Source organism: Pseudomonas fluorescens, from assembly GCF_902498195.1.
In the GTDB taxonomy this organism is placed as follows: domain Bacteria; phylum Pseudomonadota; class Gammaproteobacteria; order Pseudomonadales; family Pseudomonadaceae; genus Aquipseudomonas; species Aquipseudomonas fluorescens_BU.
Genome location: NZ_CABVIY010000010.1, coordinates 247,701 through 270,650 on the forward strand (window position 1 = coordinate 247,701; position 22,950 = coordinate 270,650).

At 61.7% G+C, this 22,950-nt stretch carries 26 protein-coding genes; 16 read left to right on the forward strand and 10 right to left on the reverse strand.

All coding sequences use genetic code 11. The annotated features are described in order from the left end of the window. Window positions 1–26: 26 nt before the first annotated feature. Both F8N66_RS30805 and F8N66_RS30810 read left to right on the forward strand, forming a co-directional pair. Entirely contained in the window at window positions 27–1,031 is a 1,005-nt protein-coding gene (locus F8N66_RS30805) for an aspartate carbamoyltransferase catalytic subunit (RefSeq protein WP_020797380.1), read from the forward strand. Then, window positions 1,028–2,299 (forward strand): dihydroorotase, encoded by a 1,272-nt coding sequence (locus F8N66_RS30810; RefSeq protein WP_150773658.1) that lies wholly within the window; start codon window positions 1,028–1,030, stop codon window positions 2,297–2,299. The genes F8N66_RS30805 and F8N66_RS30810 overlap by 4 nt, the downstream gene beginning before the upstream one ends. A gap of 89 nt (window positions 2,300–2,388) precedes the next feature. On the opposite strand, the gene F8N66_RS30815 is transcribed toward F8N66_RS30810, so the two are convergent. Beyond that, a complete protein-coding gene (locus tag F8N66_RS30815; protein WP_150773659.1) occupies window positions 2,389–2,808 on the reverse strand; it encodes an NINE protein in 420 nt (139 codons plus the stop codon). Window positions 2,809–3,057: 249 nt separating this feature from the next. Here F8N66_RS30815 and F8N66_RS30820 point away from each other — a divergent pair, with 249 nt between their 5' ends. Further along, window positions 3,058–3,675: a C40 family peptidase gene (locus F8N66_RS30820; protein ID WP_150773660.1), complete on the forward strand. Its 618-nt coding sequence runs from the start codon at window positions 3,058–3,060 to the stop codon at window positions 3,673–3,675. A 127-nt stretch (window positions 3,676–3,802) separates the two neighbouring features. On the opposite strand, the gene F8N66_RS30825 is transcribed toward F8N66_RS30820, so the two are convergent. Further along, complete coding sequence (locus tag F8N66_RS30825; RefSeq protein ID WP_150773661.1) at window positions 3,803–4,837, reverse strand: type IV pilus twitching motility protein PilT; 1,035 nt, start codon at window positions 4,835–4,837, stop codon at window positions 3,803–3,805. 57 nt (window positions 4,838–4,894) lie between these two features. Between F8N66_RS30825 and F8N66_RS30830 the strand changes: the two genes are divergently transcribed. The 9 genes from F8N66_RS30830 (at window position 4,895) to F8N66_RS30870 (ending at window position 11,597) form a co-directional block, all read left to right on the forward strand. Beyond that, window positions 4,895–5,581, forward strand: coding sequence for a YggS family pyridoxal phosphate-dependent enzyme (locus F8N66_RS30830; RefSeq protein WP_150773662.1), 687 nt, complete (start codon window positions 4,895–4,897; stop codon window positions 5,579–5,581). Between the two features lie 24 nt (window positions 5,582–5,605). Beyond that, window positions 5,606–6,424 (forward strand): pyrroline-5-carboxylate reductase, encoded by an 819-nt coding sequence (gene proC / locus F8N66_RS30835; RefSeq protein WP_150773663.1) that lies wholly within the window; start codon window positions 5,606–5,608, stop codon window positions 6,422–6,424. A 24-nt stretch (window positions 6,425–6,448) separates the two neighbouring features. Further along, window positions 6,449–7,036 (forward strand): YggT family protein, encoded by a 588-nt coding sequence (locus tag F8N66_RS30840; protein WP_150773664.1) that lies wholly within the window; start codon window positions 6,449–6,451, stop codon window positions 7,034–7,036. A 204-nt stretch (window positions 7,037–7,240) separates the two neighbouring features. After that, window positions 7,241–8,380: a homoserine O-succinyltransferase MetX gene (metX, locus tag F8N66_RS30845; RefSeq protein WP_150773665.1), complete on the forward strand. Its 1,140-nt coding sequence runs from the start codon at window positions 7,241–7,243 to the stop codon at window positions 8,378–8,380. A gap of 7 nt (window positions 8,381–8,387) precedes the next feature. After that, on the forward strand, window positions 8,388–9,008 hold the full coding sequence (metW, locus tag F8N66_RS30850; RefSeq protein WP_150773666.1) for a methionine biosynthesis protein MetW: 621 nt from the start codon (window positions 8,388–8,390) through the stop codon (window positions 9,006–9,008). A 26-nt stretch (window positions 9,009–9,034) separates the two neighbouring features. Then, window positions 9,035–9,469, forward strand: coding sequence for a DUF4426 domain-containing protein (locus F8N66_RS30855; RefSeq protein WP_150773667.1), 435 nt, complete (start codon window positions 9,035–9,037; stop codon window positions 9,467–9,469). Then, window positions 9,466–10,062, forward strand: coding sequence for an RdgB/HAM1 family non-canonical purine NTP pyrophosphatase (gene rdgB / locus F8N66_RS30860; RefSeq protein WP_150773668.1), 597 nt, complete (start codon window positions 9,466–9,468; stop codon window positions 10,060–10,062). Before F8N66_RS30855 ends, rdgB begins: the two co-directional genes overlap by 4 nt. After that, the gene (gene hemW, locus F8N66_RS30865) at window positions 10,059–11,264 is read left to right on the forward strand and encodes a radical SAM family heme chaperone HemW (protein WP_150773669.1); all 1,206 of its coding nucleotides are present in this window, start codon (window positions 10,059–10,061) and stop codon (window positions 11,262–11,264) included. The genes rdgB and hemW overlap by 4 nt, the downstream gene beginning before the upstream one ends. A gap of 9 nt (window positions 11,265–11,273) precedes the next feature. Next, window positions 11,274–11,597 carry a DUF3392 domain-containing protein gene (locus F8N66_RS30870; RefSeq protein ID WP_150773670.1) on the forward strand — a complete coding sequence of 108 codons (324 nt, stop codon included), beginning with the start codon at window positions 11,274–11,276 and terminating at the stop codon, window positions 11,595–11,597. A gap of 132 nt (window positions 11,598–11,729) precedes the next feature. Here the strand turns inward: F8N66_RS30870 and trmB are convergent, their stop codons facing one another. The 4 genes from trmB to F8N66_RS30890 form a co-directional block, all read right to left on the reverse strand. Then, a complete protein-coding gene (trmB, locus tag F8N66_RS30875) occupies window positions 11,730–12,455 on the reverse strand; it encodes a tRNA (guanosine(46)-N7)-methyltransferase TrmB (protein WP_150773671.1) in 726 nt (241 codons plus the stop codon). A 9-nt stretch (window positions 12,456–12,464) separates the two neighbouring features. Further along, on the reverse strand, window positions 12,465–13,259 hold the full coding sequence (locus F8N66_RS30880) for a thiazole synthase (RefSeq protein ID WP_017253955.1): 795 nt from the start codon (window positions 13,257–13,259) through the stop codon (window positions 12,465–12,467). 60 nt (window positions 13,260–13,319) lie between these two features. Next, window positions 13,320–13,520 (reverse strand): sulfur carrier protein ThiS, encoded by a 201-nt coding sequence (thiS, locus tag F8N66_RS30885; protein ID WP_007953386.1) that lies wholly within the window; start codon window positions 13,518–13,520, stop codon window positions 13,320–13,322. A 90-nt stretch (window positions 13,521–13,610) separates the two neighbouring features. After that, window positions 13,611–13,982, reverse strand: coding sequence for a DUF423 domain-containing protein (locus F8N66_RS30890; RefSeq protein ID WP_150773672.1), 372 nt, complete (start codon window positions 13,980–13,982; stop codon window positions 13,611–13,613). Window positions 13,983–14,056: 74 nt separating this feature from the next. On the opposite strand from F8N66_RS30890, the gene mtgA reads away from it, so the two are divergent. Continuing rightward, entirely contained in the window at window positions 14,057–14,779 is a 723-nt protein-coding gene (mtgA, locus tag F8N66_RS30895; RefSeq protein WP_150773673.1) for a monofunctional biosynthetic peptidoglycan transglycosylase, read from the forward strand. Window positions 14,780–14,968: 189 nt separating this feature from the next. Here mtgA and rpoH read toward each other — a convergent pair whose 3' ends face one another. The 4 genes from rpoH to ftsY all read right to left on the reverse strand — a co-directional run bounded on the left by rpoH (window position 14,969) and on the right by ftsY (window position 19,108). Then, window positions 14,969–15,823, reverse strand: a complete 855-nt coding sequence (gene rpoH, locus F8N66_RS30900) for an RNA polymerase sigma factor RpoH (protein WP_047534555.1) — start codon at window positions 15,821–15,823, stop codon at window positions 14,969–14,971. A 113-nt stretch (window positions 15,824–15,936) separates the two neighbouring features. Then, on the reverse strand, window positions 15,937–16,959 hold the full coding sequence (gene ftsX, locus F8N66_RS30905) for a permease-like cell division protein FtsX (RefSeq protein WP_150773674.1): 1,023 nt from the start codon (window positions 16,957–16,959) through the stop codon (window positions 15,937–15,939). After that, window positions 16,956–17,627 (reverse strand): cell division ATP-binding protein FtsE, encoded by a 672-nt coding sequence (ftsE, locus tag F8N66_RS30910; protein WP_103398803.1) that lies wholly within the window; start codon window positions 17,625–17,627, stop codon window positions 16,956–16,958. The genes ftsX and ftsE overlap by 4 nt, the downstream gene beginning before the upstream one ends. After that, complete coding sequence (gene ftsY, locus F8N66_RS30915) at window positions 17,624–19,108, reverse strand: signal recognition particle-docking protein FtsY (RefSeq protein ID WP_150773675.1); 1,485 nt, start codon at window positions 19,106–19,108, stop codon at window positions 17,624–17,626. Before ftsY ends, ftsE begins: the two co-directional genes overlap by 4 nt. Before the next feature lie 344 nt (window positions 19,109–19,452). Between ftsY and F8N66_RS30925 the strand changes: the two genes are divergently transcribed. From F8N66_RS30925 to rsmD, 3 genes are read left to right on the forward strand one after another with little or no spacing between them, the layout of a single operon-like run. Further along, window positions 19,453–20,808: a M16 family metallopeptidase gene (locus F8N66_RS30925; protein ID WP_150773676.1), complete on the forward strand. Its 1,356-nt coding sequence runs from the start codon at window positions 19,453–19,455 to the stop codon at window positions 20,806–20,808. Then, the gene (locus tag F8N66_RS30930) at window positions 20,801–22,291 is read left to right on the forward strand and encodes a M16 family metallopeptidase (protein ID WP_150773677.1); all 1,491 of its coding nucleotides are present in this window, start codon (window positions 20,801–20,803) and stop codon (window positions 22,289–22,291) included. The genes F8N66_RS30925 and F8N66_RS30930 overlap by 8 nt, the downstream gene beginning before the upstream one ends. Beyond that, complete coding sequence (gene rsmD / locus F8N66_RS30935; protein WP_150773678.1) at window positions 22,291–22,905, forward strand: 16S rRNA (guanine(966)-N(2))-methyltransferase RsmD; 615 nt, start codon at window positions 22,291–22,293, stop codon at window positions 22,903–22,905. Before F8N66_RS30930 ends, rsmD begins: the two co-directional genes overlap by 1 nt. The last annotated feature ends 45 nt before the right edge of the window (window positions 22,906–22,950 follow it).

Here is a 22,950-nt window from a genome sequence, read left to right on the forward strand (position 1 = left end):
TGCCCTAATTGAGAGTCCCCCTTGCGATGACGCCTCTAGACACCAAGCGCCCGCTGCAGCTCAATGATCAGGGCCAGCTGCGCCACTTCCTCTCGCTCGACGGACTGCGCCGCGAGTTGCTGACGGAAATCCTCGACACTGCCGACTCCTTTCTCGAAGTCGGCGCCCGGGCTGTGAAGAAGGTCCCGTTGCTGCGCGGCAAAACCGTGTGCAACGTGTTTTTCGAGAACTCCACCCGCACCCGCACCACCTTCGAACTGGCGGCCCAGCGACTCTCGGCGGACGTCATCACCCTGAACGTGTCGACATCGTCGGCGAGCAAGGGGGAAACCCTGCTCGATACCCTGCGCAACCTGGAAGCCATGGCTGCCGACATGTTTGTCGTGCGCCACGGTGATTCCGGTGCGGCGCACTTCATCGCCGAACACGTGTGCCCGCAGGTGGCGATCATCAACGGCGGCGATGGCCGTCACGCCCACCCGACCCAGGGCATGCTCGACATGCTGACCATTCGCCGGCACAAGGGCGGGTTCGAGAACCTGTCGGTAGCGATCGTTGGCGACATCCTGCATTCGCGTGTCGCCCGTTCGAACATGCTCGCCCTGAAAACCCTCGGTTGCCCGGACATCCGCGTGATCGCGCCGAAAACCCTGTTGCCGATCGGCATCGAGCAATACGGCGTGAAGGTCTACACCGACATGACCGAAGGCCTGAAGGACGTCGACGTGGTGATCATGCTGCGCCTGCAGCGCGAGCGCATGACCGGCGGCCTGCTGCCCAGTGAAGGCGAGTTCTACCGCCTGTTCGGCCTGACCACCGCGCGCCTGGCGGGGGCCAAGCCCGATGCCATCGTCATGCACCCGGGACCGATCAACCGTGGCGTGGAGATTGAGTCGGCGGTGGCCGACGGCCCGCACTCGGTGATTCTTAACCAGGTGACCTACGGCATCGCGATTCGCATGGCCGTCTTGTCCATGGCCATGAGCGGGCAAACTGCCCAGCGCCAATTCGAGCAGGAGAACGTTCAGTGAAGCTCAGCATTCTCGGCGCCCGCGTCATCGATCCGGCCAGCGGCCTGGATCAAGTCACCGATATTCACGTCGAAGCCTGCAAGATCGTCGCCCTGGGCGCCGCGCCGGCCGGTTTTGTCGCCGTCGACACCATTGATGCCAAAGGCCTGGTGGCCGCCCCTGGCCTGGTCGACCTCAACGTCGCCCTGCGCGAACCGGGCTACAGCCGCAAAGGTTCGATTGTCAGCGAAACCCGTGCCGCCGCGGCCGGTGGCGTGACCAGCCTGTGCTGCCCGCCAAAAACCAAACCGGTCCTGGACACCTCGGCCGTGGCCGAACTGATCCTCGATCGCGCCCGCGAGGCCGGCAACACCAAAGTGTTCCCGATTGGTGCCTTGAGCAAAGGCCTGGAAGGCGAACAGCTTGCAGAACTCGTTGCGCTGCGCGATGCCGGTTGCGTGGCTTTCGGCAACGGCCTGGAGAGCTTCCGCAACACTCGCACCCTGTGCCGGGCGCTGGACTATGCGGCGACCTTCGACCTGACGGTGATTTTCAACTCCCAGGATCACGACCTCGCCGAAGGCGGACTGGCCCATGAAGGCCCGACCGCGAGTTTCCTCGGCTTGCCGGGCATTCCGGAAACCGCCGAAACCGTGGCCCTGGCCCGGGATCTGCTGTTGGTGGAACAAACCGGCGTGCGCGCACACTTCAGCCAGCTCACCAGTGCCCGTGGCGTAGCCCTGATCGCCCAGGCCCAGGCCCGTGGCTTGAAGGTCACCGCGGATGTGGCGCTGTATCAGCTGATCCTTACCGATGAAGCGCTGATCGATTTCAGCAGCCTCTATCACGTCCAGCCGCCGCTGCGCACCCGCGCCGACCGCGACGGCCTGCGCGCAGCGGTGAAATCCGGCGTGGTCTCGGCCATTTCCAGCCATCACCAACCCCACGAGCGGGACGCCAAGCTGGCGCCGTTCGGGGCCACCGAGCCGGGCATCAGCAGCGTCGAATTGCTGCTGCCGCTGGCCATGACCCTGGTGGAAGATGGCTTGCTGGACTTGCCGACCCTGCTGGCACGTCTCAGCGCCGGCCCTGCCGAGGCCTTGCGCCTGCCGGCGGGCAAGCTGGCGGTGGGCGGCGCGGCGGACATCGTGCTGTTCGACCCGACGGCCTCGACCGTGGCCGGCGAGACCTGGCTGTCCAAGGGTGAGAACTGCCCGTTCCTGGGCCACAGTTTGCCGGGAGTGGTGCGTTACACCCTGGTGGATGGGCGGATCAGTCACCAGGCGTAAAACAAAAAAAATCGCAGCCTGCGGCGGCTCCTACACGGAATAGACGTTCCCTGTAGGAGCTGCCGCAGGCTGCGATCTTTTGATTTTGATCAGCGGCGCTGGGCGTTGCGCAGCGAAACCTGGTCATTCAGCGTCCAGAAGTCATACAGAATCCCCACGAAGAACAGCCCACCCGTCAGCAGATAGATCAACCCGCTGATCCATTTCCCCTGATACATCCGGTGCACACCGAACACGCCGAGAAACGTCAGCAGAATCCACGCGACGTTGTATTCGATCGGCCCGGCGGTAAATCGCAGGTCCGCTTCACGATCCATGGCCGGGATCAGGAACAGGTCGATCAGCCAGCCAATCCCCAGCAGACCGAAGGTGAAAAACCAGATCGTCCCCGTCACCGGCTTGCCGTAATAAAAGCGATGGGCGCCGGTAAAACCGAAAATCCACAGCAAATAACCAATGACTTTACTGTGGGTATCCTGATGCGGGACGGGCGGTTGATAGGTGTTCATGGATGACCTCGATTCACACGATAGATAAATATTCTTTAAATCTTTGTGACTTTTTTACGAGCAGCCGACGTATGGCAAATGTTAGCGTCTCCTGCGCCAAACCCTTGTAGCACCTGACTTCTGTCCGACAATTGCGTCTATTTTCCGCAAATTTGGTTCCCTTAGAACCAACCGGAATCGACCAACGGCCTCGGGAAGCCAAAAAAAGCTGTTATAAAGTTTCGCGCTAACCCATACGAGCCTTGCCTAATGCGTCCATTTTTCAAGACATGGCTAACCATTTGCCTATTATTGCCACTGGCCGCCCACGCCACCAATCGTGAGCAACGTCTTCCGAACGTTAATGGTTACACCCCAAAATCCCATGCTTCTGCTCCTTCGAACAAAAGCAAAAAGTCGCTCAAGAACGCTCCTCAACTGAGCAGCAAGAGCAGCCTGGTTCCGCCAATGGCGACCAAGGAAAGCAGCAATGTGCTGAGCCGCGCCGTTAACGTCCTGGGTACACCGTACCGTTGGGGCGGCAGCAGCCCGAGCAAAGGCTTCGATTGCAGCGGCCTGGTCAAATACGCGTTCAACGACGCCACGTTTGACCTGCCACGCACCTCCAACGCCATGGCCAGCGGTCATGGCGAGAAAGTCGATCGCAACGACCTCAAGCCGGGCGACCTGATTTTCTTCAACATCAAGAGCCGTCGAGTCAATCACGTTGCCATCTACCTGGGCAATGACCGATTCATCCACGCGCCTCGCCGTGGCAAGTCGGTGACTATCGACACCCTGAAGAAACCGTACTGGGAACAGCACTACGTGGTTGCCAAGCGGGTCCTGCCGAAAGAACAGAACGCATTGCGGGTTGTTCAGCGCTGATCCCAGCGTCCAGCATCTTCGTTGAACATGATGGCCCCTTCGCGAGCAAGCCCGCTCCCACCCTGGAATGCGTCCAACGGTGGGAGCGGGCTTGCTCGCGAAGGCGTACTTGAAACCACCACAACGCTCAAAAACTATCCGGCGAGCGCGCCTTGTCCCGCGCCTGTTCGCGGCTGACCAATCCCCTGGCCACCAGCTCCTTCAAGCCCATATCCAGCGTCTGCATGCCCAGCGAACCACCCGACTGAATCGATGAGTACATCTGCGCCACCTTGTCCTCGCGGATCAGGTTACGGATCGCCGAGGTGCCGAGCATGATCTCGTGGGCGGCAATGCGCCCGCCGCCGATCTTCTTCACCAGGGTCTGGGACACCACGGCCAGCAGCGATTCGGAAAGCATCGAGCGCACCATGGATTTCTCGTCCCCCGGAAACACATCGACGATCCGGTCGATGGTCTTCGCCGCCGACGTCGTGTGCAGCGTGCCGAACACCAGGTGGCCTGTTTCGGCGGCGGTCAGGGCCAGGCGAATGGTCTCCAGGTCGCGCATCTCGCCCACCAGGATCACGTCCGGGTCCTCGCGCAGGGCTGAGCGCAGCGCCGTGGCGAAGCTGCGGGTATCGCGGTGGACTTCACGCTGATTGATCAAGCATTTTCGCGATTCGTGGACGAACTCGATCGGGTCTTCGATGGTGAGGATGTGGTGATGGCGATGGTTGTTCAGGTAATCGATCATCGCCGCCAGCGTGGTGGACTTGCCGGAACCGGTGGGGCCGGTCACCAGCACCAGGCCACGGGGCGCGTCGGTCATCTTGCGGAACACGTCGCCCATGCCCAGCTCGTCCATGCTCAGGACCCGGGACGGAATCGTGCGGAACACCGCCCCGGCGCCGCGGCTCTGGTTGAAGGCGTTGACCCGAAAACGCGCCACGCCGGGCACGTCGAAGGAAAAGTCGGTTTCCAGGTGCTTTTCAAAATCCACCCGCTGGGCGTCGTTCATGATGTCGTAGATCAGCGCCTGCACTTCCTTGTGGTCCAGCGGCGGCAGGTTGATGCGCCGCACATCGCCGTCGACGCGGATCATCGGCGGCAGCCCGGCAGACAGATGCAGATCGGAAGCTCCTTGTTTGGCGCTGAACGCCAGTAGCTCAGTGATATCCATGGCACCTCTCAATTCCAGTAGAATGCCGCCAACCTCACACCCGCTGGCGCCTCTTGAATGTCCACGATAGCAGACAACATAGAACGGGTTAGTTCGCGCATCCGTGCCGCCGCCCTCGCTGCCCACCGCGATGAAAACAGCGTCCAGCTGCTCGCCGTGAGCAAGACCAAACCCGCTCAGGACCTGCGTGAAGCCCATGCCGCCGGCCTGCGCGACTTTGGCGAAAACTACCTGCAGGAGGCCCTGGGCAAGCAGCTCGAATTGGCCGACCTGCCCTTGATCTGGCACTTCATCGGCCCCATTCAATCGAACAAGACTCGCGCTATCGCCGAGCATTTCGACTGGGTGCATTCCGTGGATCGCCTGAAAATCGCACAACGCCTGTCCGAGCAACGCCCGGCCGATCTGCCGCCCCTGAACATCTGCATCCAGGTCAATGTCAGCGGCGAAGCCAGCAAGTCCGGCTGCACCCCGGCCGATCTGCCGGCCCTGGCCAACGCCATCAGCGCCCTGCCGCGCCTGAAGCTGCGCGGGTTGATGGCGATTCCCGAGCCGACGGAAGATCGCGCCGCACAGGACGCGGCTTTCGCCGCCGTGCAAAGCCTGCAAGCCAGCCTGAATTTGCCACTCGACACACTTTCCATGGGCATGAGCCACGACCTCGAGTCGGCCATCGCCCAGGGCGCCACCTGGGTCCGTATCGGTACGGCCCTGTTCGGCGCCCGCGACTACGGCCAGCCTTGAATTCTTTCTTTATAAGGACCTGACATGAGCAAGACGCGTATTGCCTTTATCGGTGCCGGTAACATGGCCGCCAGCCTGATCGGTGGCCTACGGGCCAAAGGCCTGGACGCCGCGCAGATCCGCGCCAGCGATCCGGGCGATGAAACCCGTGCCCGCGTGAGCGCCGAACATGGCATCGAAGTGTTCGCCGACAACGCCCAAGCCATCGAAGGTGCCGACGTCGTCGTGCTGGCGGTCAAGCCCCAGGCGATGAAGGTCGTCTGCGAAGCCATCCGTCCAAGCCTGAAGCCTGGCCAACTGGTAGTTTCGATTGCCGCCGGCATCACGTGCGCCAGCATGAACAACTGGCTCGGCGAGCAACCTATCGTTCGTTGCATGCCCAATACCCCGGCCCTGCTGCGCCAAGGCGTGAGCGGTTTGTTCGCCACCGCCCAGGTCAGCGCCGAACAACGCCAGCAAGCCCAGGCGTTGTTGTCGGCGGTCGGCATTGCGCTGTGGCTGAACGAAGAGCAGCAACTGGACGCGGTCACCGCGGTGTCCGGTTCAGGCCCTGCGTACTTCTTCCTGCTGATCGAAGCCATGACCGCCGCCGGCGTGAAACTCGGTCTGCCAGCGGACATCGCCGCCCAACTGACGCTGCAAACCGCCCTGGGCGCCGCGCACATGGCCGTGGCCAGTGACGTCGACGCCGCCGAATTGCGTCGCCGCGTCACGTCGCCCGCGGGCACCACGGAAGCGGCCATCAAATCGTTCCAGGCCGATGGCTTCGAAGCATTGGTCGAAAAAGCACTCGGCGCCGCCGCGCACCGCTCGGCCGAGATGGCTGAGCAACTCGGTCGCTAATCAGCACTTAAAAAGGAATCAATAATGCTCGGACTCAATGACGCTGCCATTTTTGTGATTCAAACCCTGGGCAGCCTGTATCTGCTGATCGTGCTGTTGCGCTTCATCCTGCAATTGGTGCGGGCGAACTTCTACAACCCGCTCTGCCAGTTTGCCGTGAAGGCCACTCAACCGTTGCTCAAGCCGTTGCGCCGGGTCATCCCGAGCATGTTCGGCCTGGACATGTCGTCCCTGGTCCTGGCCCTGCTGGTGCAAATGGCGCTGTTCGCGGTCATCCTGCTGCTCAGCGGCTACTCGGTCGATGTGCTGTTCCTGGCACCCTGGGCCTTGATTGGCATCTTCGCGCTGTTTTTGAAGATCCTGTTCTGGGCGATGATCATCAGCGTGATCCTGTCCTGGGTCGCGCCAGGCAGCCACAACCCGGGCGCGGAACTGGTCCAGCAGATCACCGAGCCGGTGCTCGCGCCGTTCCGCCGGATCATTCCCAACCTGGGCGGCCTCGACATCTCGCCGATCTTCGCCTTCATCGCCCTGCAACTGCTGCAAAGCTGGCTGATTCCGCGCCTGGCTTACTACGCGCTGATGCCTAAAGAGTTGTTCGGCCTGATCTGATTCAGGATGTGACAGCCTGACAGATCGTGTCATCGTTCTTCGCGAGCAAGCCCGCTCCCACAGTGGAATGCATACCCTGTGGGAGCGGGCTTGCTCGCGAACGCCGCGCCTCGGTCCAGCGGCATGAAATGAGGCCCGGCCTTTGCTTGCCGCTAACCCCAGCGGTCTTTAGACTTACGCCTCATTTCAACGAGAGCAGGGTCGATGCCAGCTGCCTTTCCCCCCGATTCTGTTGGTCTGGTGACGCCGCAAGTGGCGCACTTCAGCGAACCCCTGGCGTTGGCCTGCGGTCGTTCGCTCCCGGCCTATGACCTGATTTACGAGACCTATGGCACGCTTAACGCCACGGCGAGCAACGCCGTGCTGATCTGCCACGCCTTGTCCGGCCACCATCACGCCGCCGGCTTCCACAGCCCCGACGACCGCAAGCCCGGTTGGTGGGACAGCTGCATCGGCCCCGGCAAGCCCATCGACACCAACAAGTTCTTTGTGGTCAGCCTGAACAACCTCGGCGGCTGCAACGGCTCCACCGGCCCGAGCAGCCTCAACCCGGAGACCGGCAAGCCGTTTGGCGCCGATTTCCCGGTGCTGACCGTGGAAGACTGGGTGCACAGCCAGGCGCGCCTGGCGGACCGACTCGGCATCGCCCGGTTCGCCGCCGTGATCGGCGGCAGCCTGGGCGGCATGCAGGCGATGCAATGGAGCATCACCTACCCTGATCGCATCCGTCACTGCGTGGCCATCGCCTCGGCACCCAAGCTGTCGGCGCAGAACATCGCCTTCAACGAAGTGGCGCGGCAGGCGATCCTCACCGATCCGGAGTTCCACGGTGGCTCGTTCCAGGAACAGGGCGTCATCCCCAAGCGCGGTCTGATGCTGGCGCGGATGGTCGGGCACATCACCTACCTGTCCGACGACTCCATGGGCGAGAAATTCGGTCGCGGCCTGAAAAGCGAAAAGCTCAACTACGACTTCCACAGCGTCGAGTTCCAGGTCGAAAGCTACCTGCGTTACCAGGGAGAAGAGTTCTCCGGGCGTTTCGACGCCAACACCTACCTGCTGATGACCAAGGCCCTGGACTACTTCGACCCGGCGGCCAACTTCGACGATGACCTGGCGAAAACCTTCGCCGGCGCCAGCGCCAAATTCTGCGTGATGTCCTTCACCACTGACTGGCGCTTCTCCCCGGCCCGCTCGCGGGAACTGGTGGACGCGCTGATGGCCGCGCGCAAGGACGTCTGCTACCTGGAAATCGACGCGCCGCAGGGCCACGACGCCTTCCTGATTCCGATCCCGCGCTACTTGCAGGCGTTCGGCAATTACATGAACCGAATTACGTTGTGAGATAGCCATGAGAGCTGATCTGGAAATCATCCAGGAATGGATCCCCGCCGGCAGCCGCGTGCTCGACCTCGGTTGCGGCGACGGCGAACTGCTGACCTGGCTGCGCGACCACAAACAGGTCACCGGCTACGGCCTGGAAAACGACGCGGACAACATCGCCCAGTGCGTGGCCAAGGGCATCAACGTCATCGAACAGGACCTGGACAAGGGCCTGGGCAACTTTGCCAGCAACAGTTTCGACATCGTGGTCATGACCCAGGCGCTGCAAGCGGTGCACTACCCGGACAAGATCCTCGACGAAATGCTGCGGGTCGGCCGCCAGTGCATCATCACCTTCCCGAATTTCGGCCACTGGCGCTGCCGCTGGTACCTGGCGAGCAAGGGCCGGATGCCGGTTTCCGAGTTCCTGCCCTACACCTGGTACAACACGCCGAACATTCACTTCTGCACCTTCGCCGACTTTGAAGCCTTATGCCTCGAACGTGAAGCCAAGGTCATTGATCGGTTGGCCGTGGATCAACAGCATCGACACGGGTGGGCCAGTAAGCTATGGCCTAATCTGTTAGGTGAGATCGGCATTTACCGCGTCAGCAGCCCGGGGCTTGCAGACCACAAGGTCGCGGTCTGAACCACCCTATTTCGAGGAGAATGATCATGGGTCGTCTAGCGCTGTTTCTAATCACCGCCTGCCTGAGCGTCACGGCCATGGCCGCCGATGCGATCAAGGGTGATCGCCAGGAAAAATTCGGCGACGTGACGGTGCACTACAACACCTTCAACTCCACGTTCCTGACACCGGACATCGCCAAGGCCGCGGAACTCACACGCGGCAAGAACCAGGGCGTGATCAACATTTCGGTCATCAAGGACGGCAAACCGTTGATGGCTCAAGTGAGCGGGTCGGTCAAAGACCTGACCAGCCAGAGCGTGCCGCTGAAATTCAAACAGATCACCGAACAAGGCGCGATCTACTACATCGCGCAATACCCGGTCGATCAGCAGGAAGTCCGCACCTTCGACATCAAGGTGCAGACCGGTGACAAAATCAACACCATCAATTTCAACCAAGAGCTCTTTCCCGGCGAATGATCAACTTCACGCAACTCGTACTCGCCAGCCATAACGCCGGCAAACTCAAGGAACTCCAGGCCATGCTCGGCGACTCGGTGCAACTGCGCTCGATCGGCGAGTTCAGCAGCGTGGAGCCTGAAGAAACCGGCCTGTCGTTCGTCGAGAACGCCATCCTCAAGGCCCGCAACGCCGCGCGCATTTCCGGCCTGCCGGCACTGGCCGACGATTCAGGACTGGCGGTGGATTTCCTTGGTGGTGCGCCGGGCATCTACTCCGCGCGCTATGCCGACGGCAAGGGCGATGCGGCCAACAACGCCAAGCTGCTCGACGTGTTGAAGGACGTACCGCAAGCCGAACGCGGTGCGCAGTTCGTTTGCGTGCTGGCCCTGGTTCGTCATGCCGACGATCCGTTGCCGATTCTCTGCGAAGGCCTGTGGCAGGGGCGCATTCTGACCCAGGCCAGCGGCGAACACGGTTTTGGCTATGACCCGCTGTTCTGGGTGCCTGAGCGCAATTGCTCCAGCGCCGAACTGAGCCCCGGCGACAAGAACCAGATCAGTCACCGCGCCCGTGCAATGGATCTGCTGCGCCAGCGTCTGGGCTTGAAATGACCCGTGAATCATCCGCGTCGCCGCTGATCTTCGGCGGCGACGCACAATCGCCTCGGGCCGCCCTGCCTGTGCTGCCGCCCCTGGCGCTGTACATCCACATTCCGTGGTGCGTACGCAAATGCCCTTATTGCGACTTCAACTCCCACACCGCCAGCCCGGTGCTGCCGGAAGAGGAGTATGTCGACGCATTGCTGGCCGACCTCGATCAGGACCTGCACGCCGTTTACGGCCGCGAGCTGAGTTCGATTTTCTTCGGCGGCGGCACGCCCAGCCTCTTCAGCGCCCTGGCCCTGGGGCGCCTGCTCAAGGGCGTCGAACAGCGCATCCCCTTTGCCAGCGACATCGAAATCACTCTGGAAGCCAATCCCGGAACCTTCGAGCAGGATAAGTTCGTGGCCTACCGCGCGCTGGGCATCAATCGCCTGTCGATCGGTATCCAGAGTTTCCAGCAGGAAAAACTCAAGGCGCTGGGGCGGATACACAACGGCGACGAAGCCGTGCGAGCCGCCGGCATGGCACGCCAGGCCGGGTTCGACAATTTCAACCTGGACCTGATGCACGGCTTGCCCGATCAGTCCCTGGACGACGCCCTGAGCGACCTGCGCACGGCCATCGCCCTGAAACCGACCCATTTGTCCTGGTATCAGTTGACCCTGGAGCCAAACACCGTGTTCTGGAACCAGCCGCCGACGCTGCCGGAAGACGACACGCTGTGGGACATTCAGGAAGCCGGGCAGGCGTTGCTTGCCGAACACGGTTACGCGCAATACGAGGTTTCGGCTTACGCCCAGCCCGGTCGTGCGGCGCGGCACAACCTCAATTACTGGAGCTTTGGCGACTTCATTGGCATCGGCGCCGGCGCCCACGGCAAGCTCAGCCATCCGGACGGTCGCATCGTTCGTACATGGAAGACCCGTCTGCCGAAGGACTACCTGAACCCGGCAAAGCAGTTCCAGGCCGGTGAGAAAGCGCTGACCAATGACGAGATGCCGTTCGAGTTCCTGATGAACGCCTTGCGCCTGACCGAAGGTGTCGAGGCCCGGTTGTACCCGGAACGCACCGGTTTGACCCTGGAAAGCCTGGCCGAAGCCCGCCGTGAAGCCGAACAAAGTGGCCTGTTGCAGGTCGAACCGTCACGTCTGGCGGCCACCGAGCGCGGACAGCTGTTCCTCAACGACTTGCTGCAGAAGTTTCTGACATAAGGAAATCGAATGGATTTGGTACTCGACCTGCTCGCCACCGTGTCTCGCTGGAGCCGTAGCAACCTCTCGGAAATCGCCCTGGCCCTGGTGGGCTGCGTGCTGGTGCTGTTCGGCGCGGATTTCAAAGGCTGGGTCGAGCAACGCCTGGGCAGCATCGCCGGCGCGTTGCGCGTCCCGCTGATGGCCCTGCTGTGCATGGTCGGCAGCGGTGCCGCGCTGATCTACGCCACACCATGGATCATCAAGGGCCTGAGCCAATTCAACAACTACAGCCTGGCGCCGGTGTTGCTGGTGGTTCTGGTACTCATTGGCGTCGTGGCAGACCGCCGCTGACTTCAGCTACACCCAAAAACAAATGTGGGAGCGGGCTTGCTCGCGAAAGCGGTGCATCAGGCAACATTAATGTCGTCTGACACCTCGTCTTCGCGAGCAAGCCCGCTCCCACATTTTGCATTGCGGTGCGGCTTAGGTCTGCTTCTCGAACTTCAAATCCCACACCCCATGCCCAAGCCGTTCGCCACGGCGTTCGAACTTGGTGATCGGGCGCTCGGCCGGGCGGGGTACGCACTTGCCGTCCTCGGCCAGGTTGCGGTAACCCGGTGCGACATTCATCACTTCCAGCATGTATTCGGCGTACGGTTCCCAGTCGGTGGCCATGTGCAGGATGCCGCCCACTTTCAACTTGCTGCGCACCAGCTCGGCGAACGACGCCTGAACGATGCGACGCTTGTGGTGACGACTCTTGTGCCATGGGTCCGGGAAAAACAGCATCAGGCGATCGAGGCTGTTGTCGGCGATGCAGCGGTTGAGCACTTCGATCGCGTCGCAATCGTAGACGCGCAGGTTGGTCAGGCCCTGGGTCAGCACGCCATTGAGCAACGCGCCGACACCCGGGCGATGCACTTCCACGCCGATGAAATCCTGCTCCGGCGAGGCCGCCGCCATTTCCAGCAGCGAATGGCCCATGCCGAAACCGATTTCCAGCGAGCGCGGGGCCGAGCGACCGAAGACCTGGTCGTAATCCACTGGTGCATCGGCCAATGGCAGCACGAACAGTGGCGTGCCTTGGTCCAGGCCACGCTGCTGGCCTTCGGTCATGCGCCCGGCCCGCATCACGAAACTCTTGATGCGGCGGTGTTGGCGCTCGTCGCCTTCTTCCGTCTGGATTGGCGTGTCGTTTGATTCAGTCATCAATGGCTCTTACTTGATCAGACCATCCAGCGGCGAAGAGGCGCTGGCATAGAGTTTTTTCGGCATGCGACCGGCGAGGTACGCCAGGCGACCGGCAACAATCGCATGTTTCATGGCTTCAGCCATCATGATCGGTTGCTGGGCGTGGGCGATGGCCGAGTTCATCAGCACCGCGTCGCAGCCCAGCTCCATGGAGATGGTGGCGTCGGAAGCGGTGCCGACACCAGCATCCACCAGCACGGGGATCTTGGCTTCCTCGAGGATGATCTGCAGGTTGTACGGGTTGCAGATTCCCAGGCCGGAGCCGATCAGGCCCGCCAGCGGCATCACCGCAATGCAGCCGATTTCCGCCAGTTGCCGGGCGATGATCGGGTCATCACTGGTGTACACCATCACGTCGAAGCCTTCCTTGACCAGGGTTTCGGCGGCCTTGAGGGTTTCGATCACGTTGGGGAACAGGGTTTTCTGGTCCGCCAGCACTTCCAGCTTCACCAGGTTGTGGCCATCGAGCAACTCTCGGGCCAGGCGGCAGGTGCGCACGGCCTCGATGGCGTCGTAGCAGCCCGCGGTGTTCGGCAGGAAGGTGTAGCGATCCGGCGACAGCACTTCAAGCAGGTTCGGCTCGCCCTCGATCTGACCCAGGTTGGTGCGGCGCACGGCAAACGTGACGATCTCGGCGCCCGAGGCTTCGATGGCCAGGCGGGTCTCTTCCATGTCGCGGTACTTGCCGGTACCGACCAGCAAACGCGACTGGTAAGTACGACCGGCCAGAACGAAAGGCTTGTCGCTGCGAACGATGCTCATGGGAAATCCTCTGTAGGGGTGAGGTTCTTGCAGAATACTGGGCCGGTGCCGGCCTGGCGGCTAGCCGCCGCCGATGGCGTGCACGACTTCGACGTTATCGCCGTCATTCAGCGTCGTGTCGGCATGCTGGCTGCGCGGGACGATATCCAGATTGAGTTCGACCGCCACCCGGCGTCCGGTCAGGTCCAGACGGGTCAGCAGGGCCGCAACGGTTTCACCGTCGGGCAGTTCAAAGGATTCGCCGTTCAACTGAATGCGCATGCGCAACGCCGCCATCATTTTTAGGGGCTGGCATTCTAGCCCGATCAATCAGGCTGACCCAAGCCATTCGTCATGAAATGGACCAGCTGGTCAGCTCAACCGCCAGGCGGCGAGCCCCAGGCAGAACCAGCCCACCAGAAAGGCCAGGCCGCCGAAGGGCGTGATGATGCCGAGCTTGCTGACACCGGTCAGCGTGAGCACATAGAGGCTGCCGGAGAACAGCAGGATGCCAATGGCAAAGGACGCGCCGGCCCAGGTAACCAGCCGGCCGGGAATCTGTGTGGCCAGCAACGCCACGCCCAGCAGCGCCAGGGTGTGCACCAATTGATAGGTGACGCCGGTGTGGAAGATCGCCAGGTACTCGGGCGTCAGGCGGTTTTTCAGGCCGTGGGCGGCAAAGGCCCCGAGACCGACACCGGTGAAGCCGAAAAAAGCGGCCAGCATCAGAAAGCCACGCAGCATGAAGAACTCCAGTCAGACTCGATCAACAGGGTCTGTATAATGGCCCGCTCAACGGGTTCGGCCAAGCCATCTCTATGCTGCGTATCTATTTCCGTCGTTTCACCAAGGCCGTGCTCTGGTTCATGGGCGGCAGCGTATTGCTGGTCCTGATTTTCCGCGTGGTGCCACCACCGGGGACCGCCCTGATGGTCGAGCGCAAGATCGAATCCTGGTTCGACGGCGAGCCTATCGACCTTCAACGCACCTGGAAGCCCTGGGAGGAAATCTCCGACGACCTGAAGGTCGCGGTGATTGCTGGCGAAGATCAAAAATTCCCTGAGCATTGGGGCTTTGACCTGGGCGCGATCCGTGCCGCACTGGCCCACAACGAGCTGGGTGGATCGGTTCGCGGTGCCAGCACCTTGAGCCAGCAAGTCTCGAAAAACCTGTTCCTGTGGTCCGGTCGCAGCTGGCTGCGCAAAGGCCTCGAAGCCTGGTTTACCGCATTGATCGAAGTGTTCTGGCCCAAGCAGCGGATTCTTGAGGTTTACCTCAATAGCGTCGAGTGGGACGAGGGGGTGTTTGGTGCCGAGGCGGCGGCCCGGCATCACTTCGGTGTCAGCGCCAAGTCACTGTCTCGGCAGCAGGCGAGCTTGCTGGCGGCCGTGCTGCCGAACCCGCGAGTGTGGAGCGCCAGCCATCCGACCTCCTACGTGGCACGGCGTGCCGGGTGGATTCGACGGCAGATGAGCCAGCTTGGTGGGGACAGCTATCTGGTGGGCCTCAACGATTCGCGCCGGGCGCCTTGGTCCCAGTAACACCGCAAATCCCCTGTGGGAGCGGGCTTGCTCGCGAAGGGGGTGTGTCAGTCGACATTATGTTATCTGACCCACCGCTTTCGCGAGCAAGCCCGCTCCCACATTGGGAATAGGGTGATTCATAAACTTCGCGCACAAACAAAAACGCCCCGATCAATGATCGGGGCGTTTTTATTGCCTTCGCGCAAGTTACGCGGCGATCGACAACTTGAGCTTGTTCATCGCGCTTTTTTCAAGCTGGCGAATACGCTCGGCCGACACGTTGTACTTCTGGGCCAGGTCGTGCAGCGTGGCTTTTTCTTCTGCCAGCCAGCGCTGGTAGAGGATGTCACGACTGCGATCGTCCAGCACTTCCAGCGCTTCGTGCAGGTTGTGGTTGGAGTTGTCGCTCCAGTCGGCATCTTCCAGTTGACGGGCCGGGTCGTACCGGTGGTCTTCCAGATAGTTGGCCGGCGACTGGAAAGCACTGTCGTCGTCGGCTTCGGCAGCCGGGTCGAAGGCCATGTCATGACCCGTCAGGCGACTTTCCATCTCGCGCACTTCCCGCGGCTCTACACCGAGGCTCTCCGCCACGCGATGGACTTCTTCGTTGTTCAGCCAAGCCAGGCGTTTCTTCTGGCTGCGCAGATTGAAGAACAGCTTGCGCTGGGCCTTGGTGGTCGCGACTTTCACGATCCGCCAGTTACGCAGGATGAATTCGTGGATTTCTGCCTTGATCCAGTGCACGGCAAAGGACACCAGGCGCACGCCCATCTCAGGGTTGAAGCGCTTGACAGCCTTCATCAGGCCAACGTTACCTTCCTGGATCAGGTCAGCCTGAGCCAGACCATAGCCGGAATAGCTACGGGCGATATGTACGACAAAACGCAGGTGGGCGAGCACCATCTGCCGAGCCGCCTCAAGATCCTGCTCATAATAGAGACTCTCGGCCAGTTCACGCTCCTGCTCCGGCGTCAGCAATGGAATGCTGTTCACCGTGTGCACATAGGCCTCCAGGTTCGCACCCGGGACCAGAGCATATGCAGGCTGCAAAGAATTGGTCATACGAAAAAACCTCCGACTTACTAAACTCGTGCAGTTAAGCACTGCGAAAATTGACCGGAAACCGAAAGACAAGTTCCCAAAAAAACTGAAAGGTCAATACGAGCAAAATGATATTACTTTGGCGCAAGCTCCCGCAGGTGGCGAGCGACTGCAATCCAAGCACCGATATAACCCAACAGTACCGCGCCAAGCAAGAGAGATAGACCATCGGCTACCGGCACACCGGCCAGCGCGAAATCGCTGCCGTACAAACCGGCCAGCCCGACCACCGCGTCGTTCAGCCAGTCGAGACCGAACGCCAGCACACCCCAGGAAAGAATCCCCGCACCACAGCCATAAAGCGCGCCCATATAAAGAAAGGGCCGGCGCACATAGCTGTCAGTGCCGCCCACGAGTTTAATCACTTCTATCTCTGTGCGGCGGTTTTCAATATGAAGACGAATGGTATTGCCTATCACCAAAAGTAATGCAGAAACCAGAAGCACGGTCAGGCCGAAGACAAAACGGTCACCGAGCTTGAGGATCGCTGCCAGACGCTCGACCCAGACTAGATCAAGCTGCGCCTGTTGTACCTTGGGCAATTCGGAAAGTTTTTGTCTTAATGCTTCAAGCGCAGGCTTGTCGACTTCCTTTGGCGTGACCAGCACCACGCCCGGCAGCGGGTTTTCCGGCAACTCCTTGAGCGCTTCGCCCAGACCGGACTGCTGCTGAAACTCTTCCAGCGCCTGCTCGCGCCCCACATATTCGGCTTCGGCCACACCGGGCATGCCCCTGATCTGCTCCCTTAACGACTCGCCCTCAGCCGGGCTGGCTTCGAGCTGCAGGTACAGGGAAATCTGCGCCGCACGTTGCCAGGAACCGCCCAGCCGCTCGACATTACTTAGCAGAAGTGACAGCCCCATGGGCAAGCTCAGGGCAACCGCCATCACCATGCAGGTAAAGAAACTGCCGATGGGTTGTTTGCCCAACCGACGCAAACTGTCCATCAGGCTGGCGCGATGGCTTTCGACCCAGGCGCGGAACAGGGTGGCGAAGTCCGGGCCGTCATCGTCGTCGTGCTTTTTCTTGGTCGGTTGTGGATCGGCGGCTTTCGGAGCCACGCGTTCGGAAACCTTTGGACTGCGTGTCGCACTCATACGGCCGCCTCCCCGTCGCCAATCAATCGGCCGCGCTGCAGGGTCAGCATGCGGTGACGCATGCGCGCGATCAGCGCCAGGTCGTGACTGGCAATCAGCACGCTGGTGCCCAGGCGGTTGATATCCTCGAACACGCCCATGATTTCCGCTGCCAGGCGCGGGTCGAGGTTACCGGTCGGTTCGTCCGCCAGCAGCAGGGCCGGACGGTGAACGATGGCGCGGGCAATGCCGACGCGTTGTTGCTGGCCGGTGGACAAGTCACCGGGGTACAAATCGGTCTTGTCCGACAGTGCCACGCGCTCCAGGGCCGAATCCACGCGTTTGGCGACCTCGGCCTTGGACAGGCCCAGTATCTGCAACGGCAGCGCGACGTTGTTGAATACGGTGCGATCGAACAGTAACTGGTGGTTCTGGAATACCACGCCGATCTGACGGCGCAGGAACGGAATCTGCGCGTTGCTGATGGTGCTCAGGTCCTGCCCGGCCAGCAACAGCTTGCCACTGGTCGGACGCTCCATGGCCAGCAACAGCCGCAACAGGGTGCTTTTACCGGCGCCGGAATGGCCGGTGACAAACAAAAACTCGCCGCGACGCACTCGAAAGCTCAGCTCATGCAAGCCGACGTGACCGTTCGGGTAGCGTTTACCGACCTGTTCGAAACGAATCATGAACGCTCCCGCTCGGCAAACAGTGCCTGGACAAAGGGTTCAGCTTCAAAAGTGCGCAAATCGTCGATGCCTTCACCGACGCCGATGTAGCGGATCGGCAGGCCAAACTGCTTGGCCAGGGCGAAAATCACCCCGCCCTTGGCGGTGCCATCGAGCTTGGTCAATGCCAGGCCGGTCAGTTCGACGGTCTGGTTGAACTGCTTGGCCTGGTTGATGGCGTTCTGGCCAGTACCGGCGTCGAGCACCAGCAGCACTTCGTGGGGGGCATCGGCGTCGAGCTTGCCGATCACCCGGCGAACCTTTTTCAGTTCTTCCATCAGGTTGTCTTTGGTGTGCAGGCGACCGGCGGTGTCAGCGATCAGCACATCGATGCCACGGGCCTTGGCGGCCTGCACGGCGTCGAAGATCACCGACGCCGAGTCGGCACCCGTGTGCTGGGCAATCACCGGGATCTTGTTGCGCTCGCCCCAGACCTGCAATTGCTCGACCGCCGCGGCACGGAAGGTGTCGCCGGCGGCGAGCATGACTTTCTTGCCTTCCAGCTGCAGCTTCTTCGCCAGTTTACCGATGGTGGTGGTCTTGCCGGCCCCATTGACGCCGACGACGAGAATCACGAACGGCTTGTTCTGCGAGGTGATTTTCAGCGGTTGCTCGACGGGCTTGAGCATCGCCGCCAGTTCACCCTGCAAGGATTTGTACAGCGCATCGGAATCGGCCAGTTCTTTACGAGCAACCTTCTGTGTCAGGCGCTGGATGATCACCGAAGTGGCTTCCACACCGACATCGGCCGTCAGCAGACGGGTTTCGAGGTCATCGAGCAGCTCGTCATCGATGGCTTTCTTGCCCAGGAACAGGCTGGCCATGCCCTCGCCGATGCTGGCGCTGGTCTTGGAGAGACCTTGCTTGAGACGGGCGAAGAAACCGGCCTTGGTCTCTTCGGTGCGCGGTGGCTCGGCCGGGGTTTCGACAAGAGCGATGGGGGCAGCAGCAACCGGCGCAGGGGCCGGGACCTGGACAGGCGGAGCAACAGAGGCCGGCATTACCGGCTCTGGAATAACCGGCGCAGGCTCGGCCACCACAGGTGCGACAACCGGCTCTACCACAGGCGCCTGGATCGGCGCCGGTGCAAAGGCGGTCGGTGCCGGAATCGGCGGCGTAACATGTGGCGCGAGGTCGTTTTCAACCAGTGCCACCGGCTCTTCGGCCACGGGCAGTGTCAGCCAGGGCTCAGCGGCTGTCGTGCGTGGCGGCTCTGCCACGACTTGCGGTTCAGGCTCGGCGACCGGTTGCAGCACCGGCTCGGCGATCGGCAACACAACCGGCGTCGTCTCGGCTTCCATGACCGGCGCGGGTGTTGGCTCGGGAAGTGGCTGTGGCTGTTCGACGACGGGTTCCTGCGGCTTTTTGCGCAGCCATCCGAACAGGCTTTTTTTCTCGCCAGCCGCAGCTGGGGTCTTCTTGTCGTCGTTGGAACCAAACATGGGGGACGGCTATCTCACGGTAGCGACGCGCCAACGGGCGCCCCGGCAAATAAATATTCGATGCAGAACAGACTGTGATTGACCCAGCTTGTTCACGCGCAACATTTTGTCGAGGTACCGACGGCACCTCAAAGGTCGACTATTACGAAGGACTGGAACGGCATCGTCGGCGAAAACACAGAGTTTAGCTGACAAACTCAAAGCTTATGCCGGTAACCCATACAACCTTCCGACCGGTCAAAGGCCGGATAGGCGTGGCCGCCAGTAAAACGGATCAGTATCCTAGCACCCTCTCGCCCGCCGACGCTAAGACCAAGCGGGCAGCCCAACAGGTTTAAAAACGAATGAATGCTCTAGCCCGCCGCGCCGCAGGCCTGCTGCTCAGCACAGTTTGTCTGCCCCTTTCGGCCCTGGCTGCCGATCCACAACCTACCCACGAATTCACCCTCGACAACGGCTTGAAGGTCGTCGTGCGCGAAGATCACCGTGCGCCCGTGGTGGTTTCCCAGGTCTGGTACAAGGTTGGCTCCAGCTACGAAACGCCTGGGCAGACCGGTTTGTCCCATGCCCTGGAACACATGATGTTCAAGGGCAGCGAGAAAGTCGGCCCCGGCGAAGCGTCGCTGATCCTGCGCGACCTCGGCGCCGAGGAGAACGCCTTCACCAGCGATGACTTCACCGCGTATTACCAGGTCCTGGCCCGCGACCGCCTGGGCGTGGCCTTCGAACTGGAAGCCGATCGCATGGCCAGCCTGCGCCTGCCACCCGACGAGTTCGCCCGGGAAATCGAAGTCATTAAGGAAGAACGTCGCCTGCGCACCGACGACAAGCCGATGTCCAAGGCCTACGAACGCTTCAAGGCCATGGCCTACCCGGCCAGCGGCTATCACACGCCGACCATCGGCTGGATGGCGGACCTGGACCGCATGAAAGTCGAAGAGCTGCGTCATTGGTATGAGTCCTGGTACGTGCCGAACAACGCCACGCTGGTGGTGGTCGGCGATGTGACCCCGGACGAAGTCAAAGCCCTGGCCCAGCGCTACTTCGGCCCGATCGCCAGGCGCGTTGTACCGCCGGCGAAGATTCCCCTGGAGCTGGCCGAGCCTGGCGAGCGCCAGATCACCCTGCACGTGAAGACCCAGTTGCCCAGCCTGATGCTGGCGTTCAACGTGCCGGGCATCGCCACCGCCGACGACAAGCGCTCAGTGAATGCCTTGCGCCTGATTTCGGCCCTGCTCGACGGCGGCTACAGTGCGCGCATCCCGACCCAACTGGAGCGCGGCGAAGAGCTGGTGTCCGGCGGTTCATCGAGTTACGACGCCTACACCCGTGGCGACAGCCTGTTTACCCTGTCGGCAACGCCCAACAGCCAGAAAAACAAAACCATCGCCCAGGCCGAAGCCGGCTTGTGGAAACTGCTCGAACAGTTGAAAACCACCGCACCGTCCGCCGAAGAACTGGAGCGTGTACGCGCGCAGGTCATCGCCGGGCTGGTGTACGAACGCGATTCGATCACCAGCCAGGCCACTGCAATCGGCCAACTGGAGACCGTCGGCCTGTCCTGGAAGCTGATGGACACCGAGCTCGCCGAGCTGGAAAGCGTGACACCGCAAGATATCCAGAAAGCCGCCAAGCTGTATTTCACCCGCGAACGTCTCAGCGTCGCCCATGTACTGCCGGAGGAGACGCCTCATGAGTGACCACAAGAAACCGCGCTTGGCCCTGCTCGGCCTGATCGCTGTCGCCCTGATCGGCTCCGCTGCCTTCTATTTCTCCAGGACCGGCGAAACCGTTGCCAGCGAGGCACTGGACAAGGCCAAGGCCAGCCAGAAGCTGCAATCGCTGACCGAGCTTAACGGCAAGGCGCCGAGCCACCGCAAGCTCGACGTGCAGACCTGGAACACCGCTGAAGGCGCCAAGGTGCTGTTCGTCGAAGCCCGTGAGCTGCCGATGTTCGACATGCGCCTGATCTTTGCCGCCGGCAGCAGCCAGGACGGTGACGCACCAGGCCTGGCGCTGCTGACCAACGCCATGCTCAACGAAGGCGTGGCCGGCAAAGACGTCAGCGCCATCGCCCAGGGATTCGAAGGCCTGGGGGCCGATTTCGGTAACGGTGCCTACAAAGACATGGCGGTAGCTTCCCTGCGCAGCCTCAGTACCGCGGACAAGCGTGAACCGGCCTTGAAGCTGTTCGCCGAAGTCGTCGGTAAACCGACCTTCCCCGCCGATTCGTTCACCCGCATCAAGAACCAGATGCTGGCCGGCTTCGAGTACCAGAAACAAAACCCCGGCAAACTGGCCAGCCTCGAATTGATGAACCGCTTGTATGGCGATCACCCGTACGCCCACGCCAGCGATGGCACGGCGAAAACCGTTCCGGCCGTGACCCTGGCGCAGCTACGCGCCTTCCACGAAAAAGCCTACGCGGCGGGCAACGTGGTGATCGCGCTGGTGGGCGATTTGTCCCGCGCCGAAGCCGAAGCCATTGCCGCGCAGGTGTCCGCCGCCCTGCCCAAGGGCCCCGCCCTGCCGAAAATCGCGCAACCGGCCGAACCCAAGGCCAGCATTGGACATATCGAATTCCCGTCCAAGCAGACCAACCTGATGCTCGCGCAATTGGGCATCGACCGTGATAATCCGGACTTCGCAGCACTGTCCATGGGCAACCAGATCCTCGGCGGTGGCGGTTTCGGCACCCGGCTGATGAGCGAGGTGCGCGAAAAACGCGGCTTGGCGTACGGCGTGTACTCGGGCTTCAGCCCGATGCAGGCACGCGGCCCGTTCATGATCAACTTGCAGACCCGCGCAGAAATGAGCGAAGGCACCCTGAAGCTGGTGCAGGACGTGTTGGCCGACTACCTTCAAACCGGTCCGACCGAAAAAGAACTCGACGACGCCAAGCGCGAACTGGCTGGCAGCTTCCCGCTGTCCACCGCCAGCAACGCCGACATCGTCGGCCAGCTGGGTGCGATCGGGTTCTACAACCTGCCGCTGAGTCATCTGGAGGACTTCATGCAACAGTCCCAGAACCTGACCGTCGAGCAAGTCAAAGCTGCACTGAACAAACACCTGAGCACGGACAAAATGGTCATCGTCAGCGCTGGCCCGACCGTGCCGCAAAAGCCGTTACCGGCCCCTACTGATAAACCTGCCGAGCAACCGCTCGGGGTTCCGGAGCATTAATGGCTACCTCCCGCCCGAAAAAACCTGCCCACAACGTGCACAACGGCGTGAACCAGCTGCGCATCATTGGCGGCGAATGGCGCAGCCGCAAGCTGAGCTTCCCCGATGCGCCAGGCCTGCGTCCGACGCCTGACCGCGTACGTGAAACCCTGTTCAACTGGCTCGCACCTTACGTTCCCGGCGCCAAGGTGTTCGACCCGTTCGCCGGCAGCGGCGCATTGTTCCTCGAAGCCCTGTCCCGTGGCGCCGCCATGGGTCAGGCGCTGGATGCCAGCAGCCTCGCGGTGTCCAGCCTCAAGGAACACCTGGGCACGTTGCGCTGCACCACTGGCCAGGTCCAGACCGCCGACGCGCTGCGCTACCTGGAAACCCAGACGGCTACGGCTTATGACCTGGTGTTCCTCGACCCGCCGTTCAACCAGAACCTGCTCCCCGTGGTTTGCAAGCTGCTCGAAGAGCGCCAATGGCTGGCCGAGGATGCCTGGGTGTACACCGAAAGCGAAACCGCGCCGTCGTCGCTCGGCCTGCCTGGCAACTGGCGCCTGCACCGGGAGCAAAAATCCGGGCGGGTCTATTATTCGTTGTGGCAACGTATGGCAGAGATCGCCGGCTGATCGACCGGTCTGAACAAGGCGCGCATCCGAAAACGGCTGCGCGCC

What these genes read in the sequence shown, in the direction of transcription:
- rsmD (WP_150773678.1), top strand. Translation starts at nt 22,291, where the DNA reads ATGGCTACCTCCCGCCCGAAAAAACCTGCCCACAACGTGCACAACGGC.
- F8N66_RS30880 (WP_017253955.1), bottom strand. Translation starts at nt 13,259, where the DNA reads ATGAGCATCGTTCGCAGCGACAAGCCTTTCGTTCTGGCCGGTCGTACT.
- F8N66_RS30830 (WP_150773662.1), top strand. Translation starts at nt 4,895, where the DNA reads ATGTCCACGATAGCAGACAACATAGAACGGGTTAGTTCGCGCATCCGT.
- trmB (WP_150773671.1), bottom strand. Translation starts at nt 12,455, where the DNA reads ATGACTGAATCAAACGACACGCCAATCCAGACGGAAGAAGGCGACGAG.
- rpoH (WP_047534555.1), bottom strand. Translation starts at nt 15,823, where the DNA reads ATGACCAATTCTTTGCAGCCTGCATATGCTCTGGTCCCGGGTGCGAAC.
- F8N66_RS30855 (WP_150773667.1), top strand. Translation starts at nt 9,035, where the DNA reads ATGGGTCGTCTAGCGCTGTTTCTAATCACCGCCTGCCTGAGCGTCACG.
- F8N66_RS30925 (WP_150773676.1), top strand. Translation starts at nt 19,453, where the DNA reads ATGAATGCTCTAGCCCGCCGCGCCGCAGGCCTGCTGCTCAGCACAGTT.
- ftsX (WP_150773674.1), bottom strand. Translation starts at nt 16,959, where the DNA reads ATGAGTGCGACACGCAGTCCAAAGGTTTCCGAACGCGTGGCTCCGAAA.
- rdgB (WP_150773668.1), top strand. Translation starts at nt 9,466, where the DNA reads ATGATCAACTTCACGCAACTCGTACTCGCCAGCCATAACGCCGGCAAA.
- F8N66_RS30805 (WP_020797380.1), top strand. Translation starts at nt 27, where the DNA reads ATGACGCCTCTAGACACCAAGCGCCCGCTGCAGCTCAATGATCAGGGC.
- F8N66_RS30820 (WP_150773660.1), top strand. Translation starts at nt 3,058, where the DNA reads ATGCGTCCATTTTTCAAGACATGGCTAACCATTTGCCTATTATTGCCA.
- proC (WP_150773663.1), top strand. Translation starts at nt 5,606, where the DNA reads ATGAGCAAGACGCGTATTGCCTTTATCGGTGCCGGTAACATGGCCGCC.
- ftsE (WP_103398803.1), bottom strand. Translation starts at nt 17,627, where the DNA reads ATGATTCGTTTCGAACAGGTCGGTAAACGCTACCCGAACGGTCACGTC.
- F8N66_RS30840 (WP_150773664.1), top strand. Translation starts at nt 6,449, where the DNA reads ATGCTCGGACTCAATGACGCTGCCATTTTTGTGATTCAAACCCTGGGC.
- mtgA (WP_150773673.1), top strand. Translation starts at nt 14,057, where the DNA reads ATGCTGCGTATCTATTTCCGTCGTTTCACCAAGGCCGTGCTCTGGTTC.
- F8N66_RS30815 (WP_150773659.1), bottom strand. Translation starts at nt 2,808, where the DNA reads ATGAACACCTATCAACCGCCCGTCCCGCATCAGGATACCCACAGTAAA.
- thiS (WP_007953386.1), bottom strand. Translation starts at nt 13,520, where the DNA reads ATGCGCATTCAGTTGAACGGCGAATCCTTTGAACTGCCCGACGGTGAA.
- metX (WP_150773665.1), top strand. Translation starts at nt 7,241, where the DNA reads ATGCCAGCTGCCTTTCCCCCCGATTCTGTTGGTCTGGTGACGCCGCAA.
- hemW (WP_150773669.1), top strand. Translation starts at nt 10,059, where the DNA reads ATGACCCGTGAATCATCCGCGTCGCCGCTGATCTTCGGCGGCGACGCA.
- ftsY (WP_150773675.1), bottom strand. Translation starts at nt 19,108, where the DNA reads ATGTTTGGTTCCAACGACGACAAGAAGACCCCAGCTGCGGCTGGCGAG.
- metW (WP_150773666.1), top strand. Translation starts at nt 8,388, where the DNA reads ATGAGAGCTGATCTGGAAATCATCCAGGAATGGATCCCCGCCGGCAGC.
- F8N66_RS30930 (WP_150773677.1), top strand. Translation starts at nt 20,801, where the DNA reads ATGAGTGACCACAAGAAACCGCGCTTGGCCCTGCTCGGCCTGATCGCT.
- F8N66_RS30870 (WP_150773670.1), top strand. Translation starts at nt 11,274, where the DNA reads ATGGATTTGGTACTCGACCTGCTCGCCACCGTGTCTCGCTGGAGCCGT.
- F8N66_RS30890 (WP_150773672.1), bottom strand. Translation starts at nt 13,982, where the DNA reads ATGCTGCGTGGCTTTCTGATGCTGGCCGCTTTTTTCGGCTTCACCGGT.
- F8N66_RS30825 (WP_150773661.1), bottom strand. Translation starts at nt 4,837, where the DNA reads ATGGATATCACTGAGCTACTGGCGTTCAGCGCCAAACAAGGAGCTTCC.